Origin of the sequence: Actinosynnema sp. NPDC050801, assembly GCF_040673975.1 — a bacterium.
GTDB lineage: Bacteria > Actinomycetota > Actinomycetes > Mycobacteriales > Pseudonocardiaceae > Actinosynnema.
On the sequence record NZ_JBFAQZ010000002.1, the window covers coordinates 95,046 to 113,581 of the forward strand.

Genomic DNA, 18,536 nt, shown 5'->3' on the forward strand with positions numbered 1-18,536 from the left:
GTGGGTAGTGTTTAACTCGCAGGACCCGAGGACCGGGAGGTCGACATGGCCCAGGAACAGGTTCAGCGCCAAGGCGGCGGTGACGGCGACGAGAACGGCGACGGCGCGGCCGGCGCCGGCCAGGAACGCCGGGAGAAGCTCGGCGAGGACGTCGACGCCATCCTCGACGAGATCGACGACGTGCTCGAAGAGAACGCAGAGGACTTCGTCCGCGCATACGTGCAAAAGGGCGGCGAGTAAGAAGCCGCCGGCGGGACAGGAGAAGAACGCACACATGGACCACAGCTCGACCGGGCGCTACCCGGCCGCGTCGTTGCCCCCGGCCTACCTCAGGCCGGGGTCGTCGTCGTTCACCGATTTCCTCCGCGCCCAGGCCCCCGAACTGCTGCCGTCGAGCCGCACCCTGCCCGAGGGCAGCGCGGTGCAGGCCCCGCACGGCACGACCATCGTCGCCCTCACGTTCAAGGGCGGTGTGGTGATCGCGGGCGACCGGCGCGCCACGATGGGCAACGTGATCGCCCAGCGCGACATGAAGAAGGTGTTCATCACCGACGACTACTCGGCGGTGGGCATCGCGGGCACGGCGGGCATCGCGGTCGAGATCGTCCGGCTCTACGCGGTCGAGCTCCGCCACTACGAGAAGATCGAGGGCGTCTCGCTGTCGCTGGACGGCAAGGCGAACCGGCTCTCGGCGATGATCAAAGGCAACCTGGACGCCGCGCTGGCGGGCCTCGCGGTCGTGCCGCTGTTCGCGGGTTTCGACACCGACGCGCCCGAGACGGACCGCGCGGGCCGCATCGTGTCCTACGACGTGACCGGCGGGCGCTACGAGGAGTCGCAGGGCTACCAGGCCGTCGGCTCGGGCTCGCTGTTCGCGAAGTCGGCGCTGAAGAAGCTCTACGACCCGGACGCCGACGCCGAGCGGGCCGCCAGGACCGCGATCGAGGCGCTGTACGACGCGGCCGACGACGATTCCGGCACCGGCGGCCCGGACGTGATCCGCAAGATCTACCCGGTCGTCGTGACGATCACCGCCGACGGTGCGGCGCACATGACCGACGAGCAGACCGCCACGCTGGCCGAGTCGGTCGTCGAAGGCCGTCGGATCAGGCCGGCGGGCTGAGCGCCGTGCCGACCCCCATCCCCACCCGCATCCGCCGAGCCCGGGAGCCGCAGCAGTGACGATGCCGTTGTACGCCTCACCCGAGCAGATCCTCCGCGACCGCGCGGAGTACGCCCGGAAGGGCATCGCCCGAGGCCGGAGCGTCGTCGTGCTCCGGTACGCCGACGGCGTGCTGTTCGTGGCGGAGAACCCCTCCGCCACCCTGCACAAGGTGTCCGAGATCTACGACCGCATCGCGTTCGCCGCGGTCGGCCGCTACAGCGAGTTCGAGAACCTGCGCCAGGCGGGCATCCGGTTCGCCGACATCCGCGGGTACCAGAACGACCCGCGCGACGTGACGTGCCGGTCGTTGGCCAACGTCTACGCCCAGACCCTGGGCTCGATCTTCGCCGAGCAGATCAAGCCGCTCGAGGTGGAGATCTGCGTGGCCGAGGTCGGCACCGCGCCCGAGCAGGACACGCTGTACCGGCTGACCTACGACGGTTCGATCGTGGAAGAGCCGCAGTACGTCGTGATGGGCGGCCAGGCCGAGGCGACGAGCACGGCCTTGAAGGACGCCTACACCGAGTCCCAGCCGTTGGCCGACGCCGTGCGCACGGCGGTGAAGGCCCTCAGCTCCGGCAGCACCACCACCGGCAACGGCAAGCCGGACATCCTCGACCGCGGCAAGTTGGAGGTCGCGGTCCTGGAGCGCTCCCGGCCGCGGCGCGCGTTCCGGCGCATCACCGGCGCCGCCCTGGCGGCCCTGCTGCCCGGTGACGACCCGGCGCCTGCCGAGGCCGAGGAACCGCCCGCCAAGGGCGGCAAGCAGAAGCCGGTGACGGACGTGAACCTGCCGCCGAACGACGACAAGGCGTAGGTTCCGCACCCGACCGCGAAGGCCCCCGGCACACCGCCGGGGGCCTTCATCGCGCTACAGGAAGATCTTGACCAGCTGGTCGCGCCCCTCGGGGTCGCGCAGCACCACCTGGTTGCCCGCGCGCAGCTCCGAGTCGATGAACTCGTAGACCAGCAACGCCCGGTTGACCAGGTCGACCTTCTTGAGCCCGGTCCGCTCCTGCAACGTGCCCAACGCCGCGACCGCCTCCGCGATGAGCGCGACGTTGACCCGGTCCGCCACGGCAGGTTTGTCCGACGCGACCCGTTCGACCGACGACATGGCGCACCCCGCTCCCCGTTGTTCTGCCCAGCATTGCACCATCTGTGCGAATCCGCCACAGATTCGGTGGTGAAAGTGTGGACTCCGGGCACGAGTGCGTGGCAGGATCAACTTGCGAGTTCACGCGGCGCCTCGAACCGAGGGGCGTGGTCGGCCGGCGATCGTGGGGGTGACAGCCGGCCATCACGACAACCCTGGTTCCTCCGACGTTCTGCACCTACGTGGGTGCAGGGGGGAGGGGGGAGAGAAAGGCGCCTCGCATGAGTATCGCAACGCCGGAACCGGGCACGCCCGGAACCGACAACCCGGCGGGCTGGGGCGACCCGACCCGCGAAGCGCGAGTGCGCGTGGAGAAGTCGGGTCTCAAGGTTGAAGTGGCCGTGCCCTCCAACCAAGCGCCCCGCCTCCTGCACGCGGCTGTGCTGGCACTGGTGATGAGCGGGGTGGTCCTCGGCCCCGTGCTGACGCTCAGGGCGGTCCCGGTGGACTTCCCGGTGTGGGCGACGGTCGGCTTGACCGCCGGTCAGATCGGCCTGTTCGGGCTGGTCGCGATGATCGCGCGACGTGCGTCCTGGTCGGGAGAGAGGACCCGGAGGCGGGGCTGACGCGGCGAAGGGGCACTCGGGAGAGTGCCCCTCTCGCCTGTCCTCAGGCGTGCGCCAGTGGTGACGGCAGGTCGGTGAAGTCCTTCGTGCGCTCCAACGAGGTCAGCACGGCGAGCAGGTCGGCGGGCGGCGCGGTGAGCTTGCGGGCGTCCAGGTCCAGCCACCCCGCGGTGGTCACGACGGTGGCGGCGGTGCGGCCGTCCGCCCTGATGATCCTGTTGTGCAGGCGGAACCGCGCGCCGTCCGCCGCGAGGCCGGCCAGGCGCAGCTCCACCACGATCGGGTCGAGCAGGCGCATCTCGGCGCGGTACCGGATGTCGTCGCCGTGGGAGACGGGGCCGATGCGGCGGGCGGCGAACTCGGTGACCGGGAAGTCCGCCGAGGCGAAGTACTGCATCCGGTTGTCCTCGGCCGCGTCCAGGTACGCGGTGGTGCGCATGTGGCCGTTCTGGTCGACGTCCGGCCAGCGCACGTGGGTGGTGCTGGTGAAGGGCATGCGCCGAGTATGCGCACCCCCACCGGCACCACCCGCCGGTCACCCGGTCAAGCGACCGCCTCGGCCAGCAACCGGCTCGTGCGCTCACGCACCGAAGGCGTGTCCAGCCCGCGCACCACCACCGTGGTCCGCCGCCGCAGCACGTCGTCCACCTCGGTCGCCCACTCGTAGCGCTGCGCGTGCGCCACCTGCGCCCAGATGTCCGGTCCGTCCGGGTGCACCCGGTCCAGCAACGACGGGTCGTCCAGCGCCAGCGCCAGCACCTCGTGGCTCACCGTGCCGTAGTGCGTGGCCAGGTGCCGGAGCACGTCGTGCGGCACCGACGGCAGCTCACGGCCCAGCTGCGCGCTCACCCGCTCGGGCAGCGCCGCGCCCGGCAACGCCGACGGCACGCCGTCGAACGCGTGCGACAGGTCGCGCCCGAGCGACTCGCCGACGCGGGCCAGCACCGAGGCGCCGATGCGCCGGAACGTGGTCCACTTGCCGCCCGCCACGCTGATCATCCCGCCGCGCCCGCGGGTGATCACCGTCTCGCGCCTGGCGTGGCTGGTGTCGCCGGACCCGCTGTCACCCGGACCGCGGGGCAGCACGCGCAGCCCGGCGAACGTGTACGCCAACCGCGACCGGTCCAACGCCGACGGGTTGATGCCGACCGACGCCTCGCCCAGGATCTGGTCGATGTCGGCCTGCGAGCACCGCACGTCGGCCGGGTCGCCCTCGTAGGCCTCGTCGGTGGTGCCCAGCAGGAGCTGCCCCTCCCACGGGATGGCGAACGACACCCGCACGTCGTCCACCGGGATGGTCATGGCCGCACGCCACGGCGTGTCCGTCTTGAGCACCAGGTGCGAGCCCTTGGACAGCCGGATGCTCGGCTCGGCCGCCGCGTCCTCCATCCGCCGCAACGCGTCCAGCCAGGGTCCGGTCGCGTTGACCACCACCGAGGCGTCCAACCCGAAGGCCGAGCCGTCCACGCGGTCGCGCAGCTCGACACCGGTCACCAGCCCGCCGCGCTTGCGCATCCCCACCACCTCGACGTGGTTGAGCAGCACGGCACCGGCCTCGGCCGCCGCACGCGCCGCCGTGATGGCCACGCGTGAGTCGTTCATCTGGTGGTCGTAGTAGAGCGCCGCGCCGCGCAGCCCTTCCGTGCGCAGGTGCGGCACGTACTCGACGGCCCGCCGCGCGGACAGCACCTTGCCGACGCCGTCGCCGAACCCGGACAGCGCCGAGTACAGCACCACGCCCGCGCCCAGCACGGACCGCGAGTGCGGTCCGCCCCGGTACACCGGCACCAGGAACGGCAGCGGCCGGACCAGGTGCGGTGCCAGGTGGTCGCCCAACGCGCGCCGCTCGGCGTGGTTCTCCCGCACCATCGGCACCGCGCCCGGGCCCATCGCCAGGTACCGCAGGCCGCCGTGCACGAGCTTGGACGAGGCGCTGGACGTGGCGCCCGCGAAGTCGCCCGCCTCCACCAGCGCCACCCGCAGGCCCGACCGGGCCGCCGCCCACGTGGTGGCGATGCCCAGCGCGCCGCCACCGATCACCACCAGGTCGAAGGCGCCGTGTCCCAACGCCTCGCGCGCCCTGGCCCGTTGCTCACTCATCGTTGTCGTCCTCGTCGATCCAGCCGACGGTCCGCTCGACCGCCTTCTTCCACTTGCGGTAGCCCTTGTCGCGGGTCTTCGCGTCCATGGTCGGCAGCCACTCGGCGGCCTTGTGCCAGTTCTCCCGCAGGGACTCGGTGTCCGACCAGTAGCCGACCGCGAGGCCCGCCGCGTAGGCCGCGCCCAGGCACGTGGTCTCGGCGACGATCGGCCGCACCACCGGCACGTCCAGCACGTCGGACAGGAAGCCCATGAGCAGGTTGTTGGCCGTCATGCCGCCGTCGACCTTCAACGCCACCAGCTCGACGCCGGAGTCGGCGTTCATCGCGTCCACGACCTCGCGGGTCTGCCACGCGGTCGCCTCCAGCACCGCGCGGGCGATGTGGCCCTTGTCGATGTAGCCGGTCAGGCCCGCGATGACGCCGCGCGCGTCCGACCGCCAGTGCGGTGCGAACAGGCCGGAGAACGCGGGCACGAAGTACGCGCCGCCGTTGTCCTCGACCGACCTGGCCAGCGTCTCGATCTCGGGGGCGCTGGAGATCAGCCCCATCTTGTCCCGGAACCACTGCACCAGCGCGCCGGTCACCGCGATGGCGCCTTCCAGCGCGTACGCGGCCGGCTGGTCGCCGATCTTGTAGCCGACCGTGGTGAGCAGGCCGTTCTCCGAGACGACCGGCTTGTCGCCGGTGTTGACGAGCAGGAAGCTGCCGGTGCCGTAGGTGCACTTGCCCTCGCCGGGGGAGTAGCAGGTCTGGCCGAACAGCGCCGCCTGCTGGTCGCCGAGCGCGGACGCCACGGGGACGCCCTCCAGCGTGCCGGTGGCGTGGCCGTAGACCTCGGCGGAGGAGCGGATCTCGGGCAGCATCGCCTTGGGCACGCCGATCGCGTCGACCAGCTCGTCGTCCCAGTCCAGCGTCTCCAGGTTCATCAGCATGGTGCGGCTGGCGTTGGTGACGTCGGTGACGTGGCGGCCGGTGAGCTTCCAGATCAGCCAGGTGTCCATGGTGCCGAACAGCACCTCGCCGCGTTCGCCCCGTTCGCGCAGGCCGTCGACGTGGTCGAGCAGCCAGCGGACCTTGGGGCCGGAGAAGTAGGTGGCCAGCGGCAGCCCGCACTTGTCCCGGAACCGGTTCTGCTCGCCGAGTTCCTTGACCAGCTGGTCGGTGCGGGTGTCCTGCCAGACGATGGCGTTGTGCACCGGCTTGCCGGTGGCCTTGTCCCACACCAGCGTGGTCTCGCGCTGGTTGGTGATGCCGACCGCGGCCAGGTCGTGCACGGTCAGCGAGGCCTTCTGCAGCGCGCCGTGCACGACGTCGAGCACGTTGGCCCAGATCTCCTCGGCGTCGTGCTCGACCCAGCCGGGCTTGGGGAAGATCTGCCGGTGCTCCTTCTGCGACACGGACACGATCCCGCCCCCGTGGTCGAAGACGATGCAGCGGGAGGACGTGGTGCCCTGGTCGATGGCGGCCACGAAAGAACGGGCGGAGTAGGTGCTCACGGGGTTGCTCCTCAGCTGCCTACGAGACGGCGATTCAGAAGACGGCGATGTCGACCAGACCGGCACATGCTCCACCGATCAGCGGACCGACTACGGGGATCCAGGCGTATCCCCAGTCCGATCCACCCTTTCCGGGGATCGGCAGGACGGCGTGCGCGAGGCGGGGACCGAGGTCGCGCGCGGGGTTGATGGCGTAGCCGGTGGGCCCGCCCAGGGACATGCCGATGCCGACGACCAGCAGGGCCACGATCAGCACGCCGGTGCCGGAGGTCTCCAGGCCCTTGGTCTGGCCGGTCGCCAGGATGACGAACACCAGCACGAACGTGGCGATGACCTCGGTGGTCAGGTTCTGCGCGCGGTGCCGGATCTCGGGGCCGGTGGCGAAGATGCCGAGCACCTCGCCGGTGTTGGCGCGGAACTGGCCGAGGTAGGCGAGGTAGCACAGGACCGCGCCGGTGAACGCGCCGAGGAACTGGGCGAGCAGGTAGATCGGGACGGTGCCCCAGTCGCCGTTGTGGATGGCCAGGCCCAGGGTGACGGCCGGGTTGAGGTGGGCGCCGGACAGCGGTGCGACCGCGTAGGCGCCCGCGAGGACCGCGAAGCCCCAGCCGAACGTGATCACCACCCAGCCCGCGCCGTTGGACTTCGACTTCGCCAACACCACGCCCGCGACGACGCCGTTGCCCAGCAGCAACAGCAGTGCGGTGCCCAGGAACTCACCGATGAAGATGGACTGGTTGGTCATCCACGCGCCCTCTCTGGCCTGAATGCCGTTCGACAATGTCGTACGGTGCGCGTGAATCCTGTGCCGACGCTCACAAGATGTCAACCCTCTCGGAACGTCCGCTTTACCAGGGGATGGCGCCGAGCTCGCGCGAGATGGAGCGCGCGGCCTCGCGGACGTAGGACACGAGTTCGGTGCGCGGCTGCTTGTGCTCGTCGCACAACCGCTCGACGGGACCGGATATCCCGACCGCGCCGACGGTCACCGCCCGGCGGTCCCGGATGGGCGCGGCCAGCGACACCTCGCCCTCGACCAGCTCCTCCACCTCGGAGGCCCAGCCGCGCTGCCTGACCTGCTCCAACGCGTCGCCGAGCCGGTCGGGGTCGGTGATCGTGGCGGCCGTGTAGGCCTTGAGGGGCTCCTCGTCGGTGAGGCCGACGGGGTCGTCGGCGAGCAGGACCTTGCCCAGCGCGCTGGCGTGCGAGGGCAGCAGGGCGCCGACCTCCAGGACCTGGCGCGAGTTGTCCGGGCGGAACACGTGGTGCACGACCAGGACCTGGTTCTCGTGCAGGGTGCCGATGCGGACGCTCTCCATGCTGCGCGAGGCCAGCGAGTCCGACCAGTTCAGGGCGCGCGTGCGCAGCTCGTTGCCGTCGAGGTAGCTGCTGCCGATGTGGAACAGCGCCGCGCCCAGCTGGTACTTGCCGCTGTCCGGCGACTGCTCGACGAACCCGACCAGCTGGAGCGTCCTGAGGATGCCGTGGACGGTCGGCTTGGGCAGCTCAAGGGCTCGGGCGAGCTCCGCGACCCCCATCCGCCGCGCGCCACTGGCCAGCAGTCGCAACACCGCGGCTGCCCGTTCGATGGACTGGATGGGTCCCGGCACGAGATCACTCTAGCGCTTGACCGTTCGACCATGTCGAACTCCGACCCGGTCGGGTTCGTCGCGACCTCGGTACCGGCGCCGTGCGGCCGGACCTGCCGGAGGGTCACTCGACCGGTTGGACCAATGGCCGCGTTGGGCCGTTCGGCGCAAACTCCCCGAGGGGGTGGCCTACGAGAGGAGTGGACATGAGGACCCGAGTGCTCGCCGCGGTGGGTGCGGTGGTCGTGGCCGTGCTGACGCCCGCGACCGCGACCGCGACCGCGAACGCCGGTGGGATGACGGTGGTGGCCCAGGGCTTGGACGGCCCACGCGGCCTGGCATTCGCCCCGGACGGCGCGCTGTACGTCGCCGAGTCCGGCCGGGGCGGTGCCGGGCCGTGCTTCCCCGGCCCGGAAGGCGGCGAGGTGTGCTTCGGCGACTCCGGGGCCATCACCCGGATCGCCGGGGGCGCGCAGAACCGGGTGATCACCGGTCTGCCCTCGATCGCCGCGCCGGACGGTTCCGGCGCGATCGGCCCGAGCGACGTGGACCCGTTCGGTCGCGGCGGGCTGTACTTCACCGTCGGGCTGGGCGCCGACCCCGCCGTGCGCGCCGGGCTGCCACCACTGGGGCAGAACGCGTCCGCCTGGCTGCTGCGCGGCCACCACGACGGCTGGCGGCAGGTGGCCGACATCGGCACCTACGAGGCGGAGGCGAACCCGGACGGCGGCCTGCCGGACACCAATCCCAACTCGGTGCTCAGCGTGCCCGGCGGCCAGGCCGTCGTCGACGCGGGCGGCAACGCCCTGCTGCTGGCCCACCACCAGGGGATCTCGACGCTGGCCGTCTTCGACACCAGGACGATCGACGGTCAGCCGGTGCAGGCCGTGCCGACCTCGGTGGCACACGGTCGGGACAACGCCCTCTACGTCGGTGAGCTGACCGGCTTCCCGTTCCCGCCCGGCCAGGCGCGGGTGCACCGCGTGCAGCCGGGGCGCGGGGCCACGGTGTTCGCCACCGGCTTCACCAACATCATCGACGTCGCCTTCGACCACCGGGGCAGGCTCTACGTGCTGGAGATCGCGCACAACGGCCTGCTCTCGGGCGACCCGACCGGCGCGCTGATCCGGGTCGAGCGCGACGGCTCGCACACGGTCGTCGCGTCGGAGGGCCTGGTCATGCCCGGCGGCCTGGCGATCCGCGACGGCGCGGCCTACGTCTCCAACTGCGGCGTGTGCCCCGGAGGAGGCACGGTCGTGCGCATCCCCCTCGGCTGACCGGTCCGGGTTCGGCCGCGCGACGGCGCGGCCGAACCCGTCGGGTCGTCGGCTAGAGGTCCAGCGACCAGGTCTGGGCCTCGACGTCACGGCCGAACAGGCGCTCGGGCGTGCTCTGCTCGATGGTGAAGCCGACCTTCTCGTAGATGTGCCGCGACGCGGCCAACCCGGCCACGGTCCACAGCACCACCCGCTCGTACCCGGCCCGCCGGGCGAAGCGGAGGCACTCGTCGACCAGTCGCGCACCGATGCCCAGGCCCCGGGCGGCCGGCTCGACCAGCAGCAGGCGCAGCTTGGCGGTGCGGTCGTCGACCCGCACGCAGAACACCGACCCCACCGGCTCGCCGTCGACCTCGGCGATCCACGCCGCCTCGCGGTCGGGGGAGTGGTGCTGCACGTACTCGCCCGCGACCCGCGCCACCAGCGCTTCGAAGGTCTGGTCGAAACCGCACTCCTCCGCGTACCGCACACCGTGCCGCTGCACCACCCACCCCAGGTCACCGGGCCGCAACGGGCGCAGCAGGTACGCCCTCGGCGTGCCGGTGAGCAGGCGTTCGATCTTGCGCATCGACGCCACCAACCCGGCCCGGTCCGACGGCGGCACCCGTTCCAGCAGTGCGCCGATCTCGGCGTCTGACCGGGCGTTCAGCTCGGCGAACACCGACTCGCCGCGCGGGGTGAGGGCCACGACGTGGCGGCGGGAATCGCGCTCGGACGGCGTGCGGGTGACCAGGCCGTCGCGGTCGAAGCCGGTCAGGATGCGGCTGAGGTAGCCCGCGTCCAGGTTCAGCGAGGTGCGCAGGTCGGGCACCTCGCAGGGGCCCGCCGCCACCTCGAACAGCACCCGCACCTCGGTCAACGAGTACGGCGAGGACAGGTAGCCGCGGTCGAGCAGGCCGATCACGCCGGTGTAGAAGCGGTTGAACGCGCGGACGTCCGCGACCGTCATCTGTGACTCCTTCAACGAAACCGTTGACTGAGTCAACCTTAGCTCTGCGGTCGGTAGACGGCCAAGGCCGCCGGTCGGGAGCGGAACTGGAACGTCGACCCGGTGGGGCCGACCTCGCCGTCCGTCGCGATCGCCACCGAACCGTCCAGCAGTCGCACGTCCAGCCAGCGCGTCTCCAGGTGCCCGTAGGTCCGGCTGCGGTGCAGGGAGCCGAGCAGGGCGCCGAGGAAGAACCGCGCCCGCGAGAACCGGGTGTCGGCGCGGATGTACCGGACGTCCATCAGGCCCGCGTCGAGGGCGGGGCGCATGGTCGGCGCGAAGCCCTTCGGCCGGTAGGGGCCGTTGCCGACGAACAGCATCCACACCAGCCGCGGCTCGCCGTTCAGCTCGACCCGCATCGGCCGGGACGTGCGCAGCACCCGGGCCAGCGCGATGGCCGCCGCGGGCCACTTGCCCCACTTGTCCTGCAACTGGTCGCGCAGCCGCACCATGTCGGGGTAGCCGCCGAGGCTCGCGGTGTTGACGAACCAGCGCGGCCCGGCGCCGTCCACGGACACGGCCGCCAGGTCCACCAGCACGCCGTCACCCTCCGCGACCGCCCGCGCGGCGTCGTCCAGCCCCTGCACGCCCACGTCCCGCGCGAAGTGGTTCAACGTCCCGGCGGGCACGAGCACCAGCGGCAGCCGGTGCGCCGCCGCCAGGGCCGCGACCGCCGCCACCGACCCGTCACCGCCCGCCACCCCCAGCGCGTGCGGGGCGTGATCGGCGATCACCGTGTCGAGATCCTCGATTCCCGCGATCGTGGCCTTGGGCCATTCCTCCAGGATCCGCTCGGTGGGGTCGTCGCCGCCCAGCCCGGCACTCGGGTTGACCACCACGACCATGCCCTCGCCGTCGACCAGGGCGTCCAACGTCCGGTGCTCCCGCGCCGACGCGGGCTCGGTCCGCCCCAGCGGCCACCAACGCCTGGTCAGGAGGGCCGCGCCGGCCCCGATGGCGGCGCCCGCGGCCACGTCGGACGGCCAGTGCACGCCCGTGTGCACCCGCGAGTACGCCACCGCGACCGCGACCGGCGCGACCGCCGCGGCCAGCGCGGGCGACTCCATCGCCAACGCCGTGGTGAACGCCGCCGCCGACGCCGCGTGCCCGGACGGGAACGACGACGACGTGGGACGCCTGGTCAGCCGCCGGGGCGTGAGCAGCAGTTCGGCCGCGGGTCTGCGGCGCGGGAACAGGCGCTTCGCGACCAGGCTCGCGCTGAAGCTCGCGCCCCCGATCGCCGCCACCCCGCGCAACGCCGCCCGCCGCGTCACCCCTTTGCGCGCGGCCAGGACACCCGCCACCACGAGCCACAACACGCTGTGGTTGGCCAAGCGTGACAATCTCTTCATACCGGCGTCCACGGGCGAGGCGCGCAACGCCCCGGAATGCCTCATGATGGCCAGGTCCAGGCGGTTCACTCGTCGGAGCACACTCGAACGTTATCCGCGAAATCGGTGCGACGCCCGATTGGATCACTGAGGAAAGCTCCGAATGCGCCTACTGTTGAGGGATGCAGCGGCGGATCTTCGGCATTGAGACTGAGTTCGGGGTGACCTGCACCTTCCACGGGCAGCGCAGGCTGTCCCCGGATGAGGTCGCGCGTTATCTGTTCCGCCGGGTCGTCTCGTGGGGACGCTCGTCGAACGTCTTCCTGCGCAACGGCTCTCGGCTCTACCTGGACGTGGGCTCGCACCCGGAGTACGCGACCGCGGAGTGCGACGACCTCGTCCAGCTGGTGACGCACGACAAGGCTGGTGAGCGGATCCTCGAAGACCTGCTCGTCGACGCCGAGCGCAGGCTCGCCGACGAGGGCATCGGGGGAGACATCTTCCTGTTCAAGAACAACACCGACTCCGCGGGCAACTCCTACGGTTGCCACGAGAACTACCTGGTCGCGCGGGCGGGGGAGTTCTCCCGCATCGCCGACGTCCTGCTGCCGTTCCTGGTGACCCGGCAGCTCATCTGCGGCGCGGGCAAGGTGCTCCAGACGCCGCGCGGAGCGGTCTACTGCCTGTCGCAGCGGGCCGAGCACATCTGGGAGGGCGTGTCCAGCGCCACCACCCGGTCGCGCCCGATCATCAACACCCGCGACGAGCCGCACGCCGACGCCGAGCGCTACCGCAGGCTCCACGTCATCGTCGGCGACTCGAACATGTCCGAGGTGACCACGCTGCTCAAGGTGGGCAGCGCCAACCTCGTGCTGGAGATGATCGAGCAGGGCGTCCAGTTCCGCGACTTCAGCCTGGACAACCCGATCCGCGCCATCCGCGAGATCAGCCACGACCTGACCGGCAGGCGCACCGTGCGGCTGGCGGGCGGCAAGGAGGCCTCGGCGCTGGACATCCAGCGCGAGTACTACGAGCGCGCGGTCGAGCACGTGGCCAAGCGCGCGCCCGACCCGATGGCGGAGCGGGTGCTGGAGCTGTGGGGTCGCACGCTGGACGCGATCGAGGCCGAGGACCTGTCCAAGATCGACCGCGAGATCGACTGGGCCATCAAGTACCGGCTGATGGAGCGCTACCAGGCCAAGCACGACATGGACCTGTCCAACCCGCGCATCGCCCAGCTCGACCTCGCCTACCACGACATCCGGCGCGGCCGCGGCATCTTCGACCTGCTCCAGCGCAAGGACCAGGTGGAACGGGTCACCGACGACGGCGAGATCGAGGCCGCCAAGGACACCCCGCCGCAGACCACGCGGGCCAAGCTGCGCGGTGACTTCATCGCCGCCGCGCAGGCCGCGGGCCGCGACTTCACCGTCGACTGGGTGCACCTCAAGCTCAACGACCAGGCGCAGCGCACCGTGCTGTGCAAGGACCCGTTCCGCGCGGTGGACGAGCGCGTGGAGCGGCTGATCTCCTCCCTCTAGCGGTCGAGCGCACCTCGAAGGCCCCGGGTCGGGTGGCCCGGGGCCTTCCTCTCGCCTGATTGACAAAACAGATTTTTACGTACAAGATGATTTTTGCGATGAGAGACGTCCTGTACCTGGAGCAGATCGAGCAGGCCGAGGCACTGCTCAAGCCGCAGCGCATCGAGGTGCTGCGGCAACTGGCCGAGCCGCGGTCGTGCACCGAGGTGGCCGCCGCGCTCGACCAGACCCCGCAGCGGGTCTACTACCACGTGAAACGCCTGGTCGAAGCCGGTCTGGTGACCCAGGTGAACGAACGGCGGGTGCGTGGCATCAACGAGGGCCTGTACCAGGCCAGCGCGCGCTCGTACTGGCTGTCGCCGGGGCTGGTCGGCCGGCTCGGGCTGCGCCGCGCCCAGGACGAGCTGAGCCTGGGGTACCTGCTGGACCTCGTGGAACGGGTCCAGGCGGACATCGCGGGCCTGGACCGGACCCGGCCCGAGCTGCCGTCGCTGGGCGTGTCCGGCGAGATCCGCGTCCGGCCCGACCAGCGGCAGCAGTTCTTCGACGACCTGAAGACGACCTTGCAGGACCTGTTCGCCCGCTACGGCGGCGCGGAGGGCGACGCCTTCCGCCTGGCCGTGGCGTGCTACCCGAAGGAGGAGACCGATGAGTGAGACCGTGGTCCTACGCGCCCGCACCACCGCGCCCGTCGAGCGGGTGCGCCGGGCGCTCACCGACGCGACCGAGCTGAGCACGTGGTTGGCCGAGCACGCGGCGGTCGAGCTGCCCGGCCGGTTCGAGTTCTGGGGCCGGTTCACGCCCGAGGGCGACGTGCCTCGCCAGACCGTGCGGCACGTCGACGACCACTCCCTGCGGTTCGGCTGGAAGGTCGGCGGCGAGGACACCACCGTCGAGATCACCTGGGCCGCCGAGGACGGCGACACCGTCGTCACGCTGTCGCAGAGCCACTTCCCGGGCTGGGGGGACGTGGCCGTCGTGTCGACCAGCGTGCTCGGCTACCTGGCCACCTACTGGGGCCTGTCGCTGGCCAACCTGGTCGACCACGTCGAAGGGCGCCCGCTGACACCGAAGGTGGACTTCGGCACCACCGAGATGCGCGGCGAGGTCCACATCGACGCACCCGTGGATGCGGTGGCGCACTCGCTGGTCGACGCCGAGCAGTACTCGCGGTGGTTCGGCGCGAAGATCGACATCGAGGCGTGGGAGGGCGGCCGGGTCGCCATGGGCGGCTTCGACCTGAACCCGCAACCCGCGAAGGTGGTCGACTTCGAGCCCGGCAGGCGGATGGGCGTCGACTGGGGCGGCATGGTCTCGACCTGGGAGCTGGCCGAGTCCGACGGCGGCACCCGGCTGACGTTCGTGCAGAGCGGGTTCGACACCGGACAGCCGCCGTACGGCGCGTGGGCGGGCTGGCTGTCGGGCGTGGCGGAGCTGCGCCGGTTCCACGAGCTGCCCGACTGGCGGCCGATCTGGCTGCAGCCCGACGTGCCCGGACTGCCCGAGGGCATGCTCACCGACGGCTGAGGCGCACCACCGGCGGCCGGCGCGGGACGCGCCCGCCGGACGGGGCCGATCGGCTCGACAATCGGCTGAATGGACCATTCATCCGCGTTGGGGGCGGGGATGGCGTCATGGGGTGTTCGTCCGGGGTTAGGGTTCCGGTGTGGCCATCGCACGTGCCGAACGGCTCGTCAACCTGGTGCTGTGCCTGCTGTCGACCCGGCAGTACCTGACCGCCGAGCGCATCCGCGCCATCGTCCCCGGCTATGCCGACGCACCCACGGACGAGGCGTTCTTCCGCATGTTCGAACGCGACAAGACGGAGCTGCGCGACCTCGGCGTGCCGCTGGAGACCGGCCGCAGCGCGGGCTTCGACGCGATCGACGGGTACCGCATCGCCCGCCGGGACTACGAGCTCGGCGACATCGACCTGGAGCCGGACGAGGCCGCCGCAGTGGCGCTGGCCGCCCGGCTGTGGGACTCGCCGCAGTTCACCGGCGCCGCGCACGGAGCCCTGATCAAGCTCCGCGCCGCGGGCGTCGACGTCGACCAGGACGTGCACGTGCCGGTCGAGCCCAAGGTCCGCACCAGCGAACCCGCGTTCCCGCCGCTGCTCGGCGCCGTGCAGGAGGGACGCGTGGTCGAGTTCGACTACCGCCGCCCGGTGCCGGTCGAGGTGCGCACCCGCACCGTGGAGCCGTGGGGCGTGGTCGCCTGGCGCGGCCGGTGGTACCTCGTCGGGCACGACCGGGACCGCGACGCGCCGCGCTGCTTCCGGCTGTCGCGGATCGTCGGCGACGTCCGCGTGCTCGGCAAGCCCGGCGCGGTGCAGCGGCCCGACCAGGTCGACCTGCTGTCGTTCGTGGCCCGCACCCAACCCGACGCCGACCAGGTGCCGGCCACGGCCAGGCTGTGGGTCGCCCGGGGCCGGGCGCAGGGCGTGCGCAGGCGGGCGAGGGTCGTCGGCGCGCAGGACTTCGACGGCGAGCCGGGCGACGTGCTGGAGATCGAGTTGCGGTTCCCCGACTCGGCCGCGGCGTGGATCGCCGGTTTCGGCCCGGACGTGGCGGTGCTAGAGCCGGAGCTGCTGGCCAAGACCGTGCGGGAGAAGCTGCTGGGCGCGCTGCGCGGCGCGGGGGTGCGCGCGTGAACGCCGCCACCGACCGGCTGCCCCGGCTGCTCGCCCTTGTGCCCTACCTGCTGGCCCGCCCCGGCATCCCGATCGACGAGGTCGCCGAGGACTTCGAGGTCACGCCCAAGCAGGTGCGCAAGGACCTGGAACTGCTGTGGATGTGCGGCCTGCCCGGCTACGGCCCGGGCGACCTGATCGACCTGTCGTTCGAGGGCGACACGGTCACCGTCACGTTCGACGCGGGCATGAGCCGCCCGCTGCGGCTGACCGCGGCGGAGGCGACGTCGCTGCTGGTGGCGCTGCGCGCGCTGGCCGAGACACCTGGCGTGGTCGACCAGGACGCGGTGCAGCGCGCCGTCGCCAAGATCGAGGCCGCGGTCGGTCAGGCCCAACCCGCGGGCGTGGCCGTCGGCCTGGCCCTGCGCGAGGCCCCGGAGACCGCACGCGTGCGTGACGCGGTGTCCGACGGCGTGCTGCGCGGGCGCGCGCTGAACCTGCGCTACTACACCCCGTCACGGGACGAGATCACCGAACGGGTCGTCGACCCGATGCGGATGCTGCTCGTGGAGGGCCGCGGCTACCTGGAGGCGTGGTGCCGCGCGGCGGACGGCGTGCGGCTGTTCCGGCTCGACCGGATCGACGCCGTCGACGTGCTGGCCGAACCCGCCGCCCCGCCGCCGCACGCCACCCCCACCGACACATCGGAGGGGTTGTTCCAGCCCGATCCGTCGCAGCGCACGGCCGTGCTGGTGCTCGAACCGGACGCCCGCTGGGTGGCCGAGTACTACCCGACCGAGGGCCTGGTGGAGCTGGGCGAGGGTCGGGCGAGGGTGCTCATGAGGTACGCCGACACCGCGTGGATGGTGCGGCTGCTGCTCGGGTTGGGCGGTGAAGTGCACGTCGAGCAACCGTCCGACCTGGTGTCCGCGGTCGCCCGGCAGGCGGAGGCGGCGTTGCGCCGGGCGGATCACCTCCCGTCCACCTAGGGCAAGTACGGTGGTGGCGTGCCGTACTTGCCGATCCTGGCGCTGATCGTCCTCGGGGTGGTCGTGCTCGTCGTGACCGCGTTCCGAGTCATCGGACCCTTGCGCCGCTTCCGCGCCGCAAGCACTCTGGTGGGTGACAGGGTCGGCGATGGCGTCGGTCTGCTGCGGGCGCGGTACGCCGCGCTGGCGGTGGCCGTGGCCGAACGGCGTCCGGATCACGCCCGTGAGGGCAAGCCCCGCGTACCATCGGTGGACCGGGGGAGACAGGAGGACAACGGTGCCTAACCTCGGACCAACCGAGCTGATCATCATCGCCGTGGTGATCATCCTGCTCTTCGGAGCGAAGAAGCTGCCCGACATGGCCCGTTCCATCGGCCGCTCCGCGAAGATCCTCAAGGCGGAGACCAAGGGGCTGCGCAGCGAGGACGACCCGCAGCAGCAGGCCCAGCCGGGCACCACCGCCCAGCAGGTGCCCGCGCCGCAGCAGCTGCCGCCCGCCCAGCCGCAGGTGGTCCAGCCGCCCCAGGTCGTGCAGCCCGTGGCCCAGCCCGTCGCGCCGCCGCAGCCGGTGCAGCCGCAGGTCGCGCCGCCCATCGAGCAGTCCGCGCAGAACCTGCAGAACAAGCAGAACACCAACTAGAGCCGCGTCAACGAGAGCCGAAGGACGGTCCGCACGGTGGGGGCAAGTCCGGTCCGGTGGTGGTCCCAGCGCCGGGAGCGCCGCAAGGTCACGAGTCGTCGGGGCAACCCCGACGGCACCATGTCGTTGAAGGACCACCTCTACGACCTCCGGCACCGGCTGGGGTTGGCGCTGCTGTTCATCGCGGTCGGCGCGGTCTTCGGCTTCATCTGGTGGGGTTGGCGCATCTTCGGCCTGCCCAGCCTGGGTGACATCGTCGTCGCCCCCTACTGCGGCATCCCGGAGACCCAGCGGCTCACCCAGCAGGGGCAGGGCTGCCAGCTGTTGCAGACCAAGCCGTTCGAGGTCTTCATGATCCGGCTGAAGGTCGGCACCGGCGCGGGCATGGCGTTGACCGCGCCGCTGTGGCTCTACCAGGTGTGGCGGTTCATCTCGCCCGGCCTGTACGCCAAGGAGCGGCGCTTCGCCATCGTCTTCGTGGCGTGCGCGTCGGTGCTGTTCGCCGCAGGCGCCACCCTGGCGTTCTACGTCGTGCCGCAGGGCCTGGCCGTGCTGGTGGGCTTCGGTGACGAGCAGTTCATCACCGCGCTGACCGCCGGCGAGTACGTCAGCTTCGTCATGGCGTTGCTGCTGATCTTCGGCGTGAGCTTCGAGCTGCCGCTCATCGTGGTGATGCTCAACCAGGTGGGCGTGGTCAGCTACGAGAAGCTGCACAAGTGGCGGCGCGGCATCGTGTTCGCCCTGTTCATCTTCGCCGCGGTCGCGACACCGGGCACCGACCCGATCTCCATGGTCGCGCTGGCCGTGGCGCTCGTGCTGCTGTTCGAGGTGGCCATCCAGCTCGCCCGGGTGCACGACCGGCGCGTCGAGCGCAAGCGCAAGGCCGAGGGCATGGACGACATCCCGGACGACGTCGCCGCGCCGTTCGAGTACACGCCGACGCCGGTCGAGCAACCGTCGCCCGACCCGGTGCCCACACCGGACCCGACGCCGACACCCGACTCGCCCGGACGGGTCCGCTACGACGACGTGACCTGAGCGAGATCACTCGATCGGGTGGAATC

The 18,536-nt window shown here is 71.5% G+C and carries 21 protein-coding genes; 13 read left to right on the forward strand and 8 right to left on the reverse strand.

Annotated features, from left to right (window positions below):
• Nucleotides 1–45: 45 nt before the first annotated feature.
• The 3 genes from AB0K14_RS05325 to prcA are packed head-to-tail and all read left to right on the forward strand — an operon-like array spanning nt 46 to nt 1,982.
• The gene (locus AB0K14_RS05325) at nt 46–240 is read left to right on the forward strand and encodes a ubiquitin-like protein Pup (protein WP_053716644.1); all 195 of its coding nucleotides are present in this window, start codon (nt 46–48) and stop codon (nt 238–240) included.
• Nucleotides 241–274: 34 nt separating this feature from the next.
• Nucleotides 275–1,123, forward strand: a complete 849-nt coding sequence (gene prcB, locus AB0K14_RS05330) for a proteasome subunit beta (protein WP_360447698.1) — start codon at nt 275–277, stop codon at nt 1,121–1,123.
• Between the two features lie 55 nt (nt 1,124–1,178).
• Nucleotides 1,179–1,982, forward strand: a complete 804-nt coding sequence (prcA, locus tag AB0K14_RS05335) for a proteasome subunit alpha (protein WP_360447700.1) — start codon at nt 1,179–1,181, stop codon at nt 1,980–1,982.
• Nucleotides 1,983–2,036: 54 nt separating this feature from the next.
• Here the strand turns inward: prcA and AB0K14_RS05340 are convergent, their stop codons facing one another.
• On the reverse strand, nt 2,037–2,282 hold the full coding sequence (locus tag AB0K14_RS05340; protein WP_360447702.1) for a hypothetical protein: 246 nt from the start codon (nt 2,280–2,282) through the stop codon (nt 2,037–2,039).
• A gap of 260 nt (nt 2,283–2,542) precedes the next feature.
• Here AB0K14_RS05340 and AB0K14_RS05345 point away from each other — a divergent pair, with 260 nt between their 5' ends.
• Nucleotides 2,543–2,887: a hypothetical protein gene (locus AB0K14_RS05345; RefSeq protein ID WP_360447704.1), complete on the forward strand. Its 345-nt coding sequence runs from the start codon at nt 2,543–2,545 to the stop codon at nt 2,885–2,887.
• A gap of 43 nt (nt 2,888–2,930) precedes the next feature.
• On the opposite strand, the gene AB0K14_RS05350 is transcribed toward AB0K14_RS05345, so the two are convergent.
• The 5 genes from AB0K14_RS05350 to AB0K14_RS05370 all read right to left on the reverse strand — a co-directional run bounded on the left by AB0K14_RS05350 (nt 2,931) and on the right by AB0K14_RS05370 (nt 8,095).
• The gene (locus tag AB0K14_RS05350; RefSeq protein WP_360447706.1) at nt 2,931–3,383 is read right to left on the reverse strand and encodes a thioesterase family protein; all 453 of its coding nucleotides are present in this window, start codon (nt 3,381–3,383) and stop codon (nt 2,931–2,933) included.
• A gap of 47 nt (nt 3,384–3,430) precedes the next feature.
• Nucleotides 3,431–4,987, reverse strand: coding sequence for a glycerol-3-phosphate dehydrogenase/oxidase (locus AB0K14_RS05355; protein ID WP_360447708.1), 1,557 nt, complete (start codon nt 4,985–4,987; stop codon nt 3,431–3,433).
• Nucleotides 4,980–6,485 (reverse strand): glycerol kinase GlpK, encoded by a 1,506-nt coding sequence (gene glpK / locus AB0K14_RS05360; RefSeq protein ID WP_360447710.1) that lies wholly within the window; start codon nt 6,483–6,485, stop codon nt 4,980–4,982. The genes AB0K14_RS05355 and glpK overlap by 8 nt, the downstream gene beginning before the upstream one ends.
• Before the next feature lie 34 nt (nt 6,486–6,519).
• Nucleotides 6,520–7,230, reverse strand: a complete 711-nt coding sequence (locus AB0K14_RS05365) for an MIP/aquaporin family protein (protein ID WP_360447713.1) — start codon at nt 7,228–7,230, stop codon at nt 6,520–6,522.
• Between the two features lie 103 nt (nt 7,231–7,333).
• A complete protein-coding gene (locus AB0K14_RS05370) occupies nt 7,334–8,095 on the reverse strand; it encodes an IclR family transcriptional regulator (RefSeq protein WP_360447715.1) in 762 nt (253 codons plus the stop codon).
• Between the two features lie 185 nt (nt 8,096–8,280).
• Here AB0K14_RS05370 and AB0K14_RS05375 point away from each other — a divergent pair, with 185 nt between their 5' ends.
• Nucleotides 8,281–9,351 carry a ScyD/ScyE family protein gene (locus AB0K14_RS05375; protein WP_360447717.1) on the forward strand — a complete coding sequence of 357 codons (1,071 nt, stop codon included), beginning with the start codon at nt 8,281–8,283 and terminating at the stop codon, nt 9,349–9,351.
• A 52-nt stretch (nt 9,352–9,403) separates the two neighbouring features.
• On the opposite strand, the gene AB0K14_RS05380 is transcribed toward AB0K14_RS05375, so the two are convergent.
• Together AB0K14_RS05380 and AB0K14_RS05385 are read right to left on the reverse strand one after the other, a co-directional pair.
• A complete protein-coding gene (locus AB0K14_RS05380) occupies nt 9,404–10,300 on the reverse strand; it encodes a helix-turn-helix domain-containing GNAT family N-acetyltransferase (RefSeq protein ID WP_360447719.1) in 897 nt (298 codons plus the stop codon).
• Between the two features lie 38 nt (nt 10,301–10,338).
• Nucleotides 10,339–11,736 (reverse strand): phosphatase PAP2 family protein, encoded by a 1,398-nt coding sequence (locus AB0K14_RS05385; RefSeq protein WP_360448236.1) that lies wholly within the window; start codon nt 11,734–11,736, stop codon nt 10,339–10,341.
• A gap of 116 nt (nt 11,737–11,852) precedes the next feature.
• Here AB0K14_RS05385 and pafA point away from each other — a divergent pair, with 116 nt between their 5' ends.
• The 8 genes from pafA to tatC all read left to right on the forward strand — a co-directional run bounded on the left by pafA (nt 11,853) and on the right by tatC (nt 18,510).
• Nucleotides 11,853–13,211, forward strand: a complete 1,359-nt coding sequence (gene pafA / locus AB0K14_RS05390; RefSeq protein ID WP_360447721.1) for a Pup--protein ligase — start codon at nt 11,853–11,855, stop codon at nt 13,209–13,211.
• A gap of 98 nt (nt 13,212–13,309) precedes the next feature.
• A complete protein-coding gene (locus AB0K14_RS05395; protein ID WP_360447723.1) occupies nt 13,310–13,867 on the forward strand; it encodes a helix-turn-helix domain-containing protein in 558 nt (185 codons plus the stop codon).
• Entirely contained in the window at nt 13,860–14,738 is an 879-nt protein-coding gene (locus AB0K14_RS05400; RefSeq protein ID WP_360447725.1) for an SRPBCC domain-containing protein, read from the forward strand. The genes AB0K14_RS05395 and AB0K14_RS05400 overlap by 8 nt, the downstream gene beginning before the upstream one ends.
• Nucleotides 14,739–14,877: 139 nt before the next feature.
• Nucleotides 14,878–15,864 carry a WYL domain-containing protein gene (locus AB0K14_RS05405; protein WP_360447727.1) on the forward strand — a complete coding sequence of 329 codons (987 nt, stop codon included), beginning with the start codon at nt 14,878–14,880 and terminating at the stop codon, nt 15,862–15,864.
• Nucleotides 15,861–16,832: a WYL domain-containing protein gene (locus AB0K14_RS05410; protein WP_360447729.1), complete on the forward strand. Its 972-nt coding sequence runs from the start codon at nt 15,861–15,863 to the stop codon at nt 16,830–16,832. Before AB0K14_RS05405 ends, AB0K14_RS05410 begins: the two co-directional genes overlap by 4 nt.
• Nucleotides 16,833–16,850: 18 nt before the next feature.
• Nucleotides 16,851–17,117: a bacteriophage holin gene (locus AB0K14_RS05415; protein ID WP_360447731.1), complete on the forward strand. Its 267-nt coding sequence runs from the start codon at nt 16,851–16,853 to the stop codon at nt 17,115–17,117.
• Nucleotides 17,110–17,472 carry a Sec-independent protein translocase subunit TatA gene (gene tatA, locus AB0K14_RS05420; protein ID WP_360447733.1) on the forward strand — a complete coding sequence of 121 codons (363 nt, stop codon included), beginning with the start codon at nt 17,110–17,112 and terminating at the stop codon, nt 17,470–17,472. The genes AB0K14_RS05415 and tatA overlap by 8 nt, the downstream gene beginning before the upstream one ends.
• A 36-nt stretch (nt 17,473–17,508) precedes the next feature.
• On the forward strand, nt 17,509–18,510 hold the full coding sequence (tatC, locus tag AB0K14_RS05425) for a twin-arginine translocase subunit TatC (protein WP_360447735.1): 1,002 nt from the start codon (nt 17,509–17,511) through the stop codon (nt 18,508–18,510).
• Nucleotides 18,511–18,536: the final 26 nt, after the last annotated feature.

What these genes read in the sequence shown, in the direction of transcription:
- AB0K14_RS05325 (WP_053716644.1), top strand. Translation starts at nt 46, where the DNA reads ATGGCCCAGGAACAGGTTCAGCGCCAAGGCGGCGGTGACGGCGACGAG.
- prcB (WP_360447698.1), top strand. Translation starts at nt 275, where the DNA reads ATGGACCACAGCTCGACCGGGCGCTACCCGGCCGCGTCGTTGCCCCCG.
- AB0K14_RS05340 (WP_360447702.1), bottom strand. Translation starts at nt 2,282, where the DNA reads ATGTCGTCGGTCGAACGGGTCGCGTCGGACAAACCTGCCGTGGCGGAC.
- AB0K14_RS05345 (WP_360447704.1), top strand. Translation starts at nt 2,543, where the DNA reads ATGAGTATCGCAACGCCGGAACCGGGCACGCCCGGAACCGACAACCCG.
- AB0K14_RS05350 (WP_360447706.1), bottom strand. Translation starts at nt 3,383, where the DNA reads ATGCCCTTCACCAGCACCACCCACGTGCGCTGGCCGGACGTCGACCAG.
- AB0K14_RS05355 (WP_360447708.1), bottom strand. Translation starts at nt 4,987, where the DNA reads ATGAGTGAGCAACGGGCCAGGGCGCGCGAGGCGTTGGGACACGGCGCC.
- AB0K14_RS05365 (WP_360447713.1), bottom strand. Translation starts at nt 7,230, where the DNA reads ATGACCAACCAGTCCATCTTCATCGGTGAGTTCCTGGGCACCGCACTG.
- AB0K14_RS05375 (WP_360447717.1), top strand. Translation starts at nt 8,281, where the DNA reads ATGAGGACCCGAGTGCTCGCCGCGGTGGGTGCGGTGGTCGTGGCCGTG.
- AB0K14_RS05380 (WP_360447719.1), bottom strand. Translation starts at nt 10,300, where the DNA reads ATGACGGTCGCGGACGTCCGCGCGTTCAACCGCTTCTACACCGGCGTG.
- AB0K14_RS05385 (WP_360448236.1), bottom strand. Translation starts at nt 11,736, where the DNA reads ATGAGGCATTCCGGGGCGTTGCGCGCCTCGCCCGTGGACGCCGGTATG.
- pafA (WP_360447721.1), top strand. Translation starts at nt 11,853, where the DNA reads ATGCAGCGGCGGATCTTCGGCATTGAGACTGAGTTCGGGGTGACCTGC.
- AB0K14_RS05395 (WP_360447723.1), top strand. Translation starts at nt 13,310, where the DNA reads ATGAGAGACGTCCTGTACCTGGAGCAGATCGAGCAGGCCGAGGCACTG.
- AB0K14_RS05400 (WP_360447725.1), top strand. Translation starts at nt 13,860, where the DNA reads ATGAGTGAGACCGTGGTCCTACGCGCCCGCACCACCGCGCCCGTCGAG.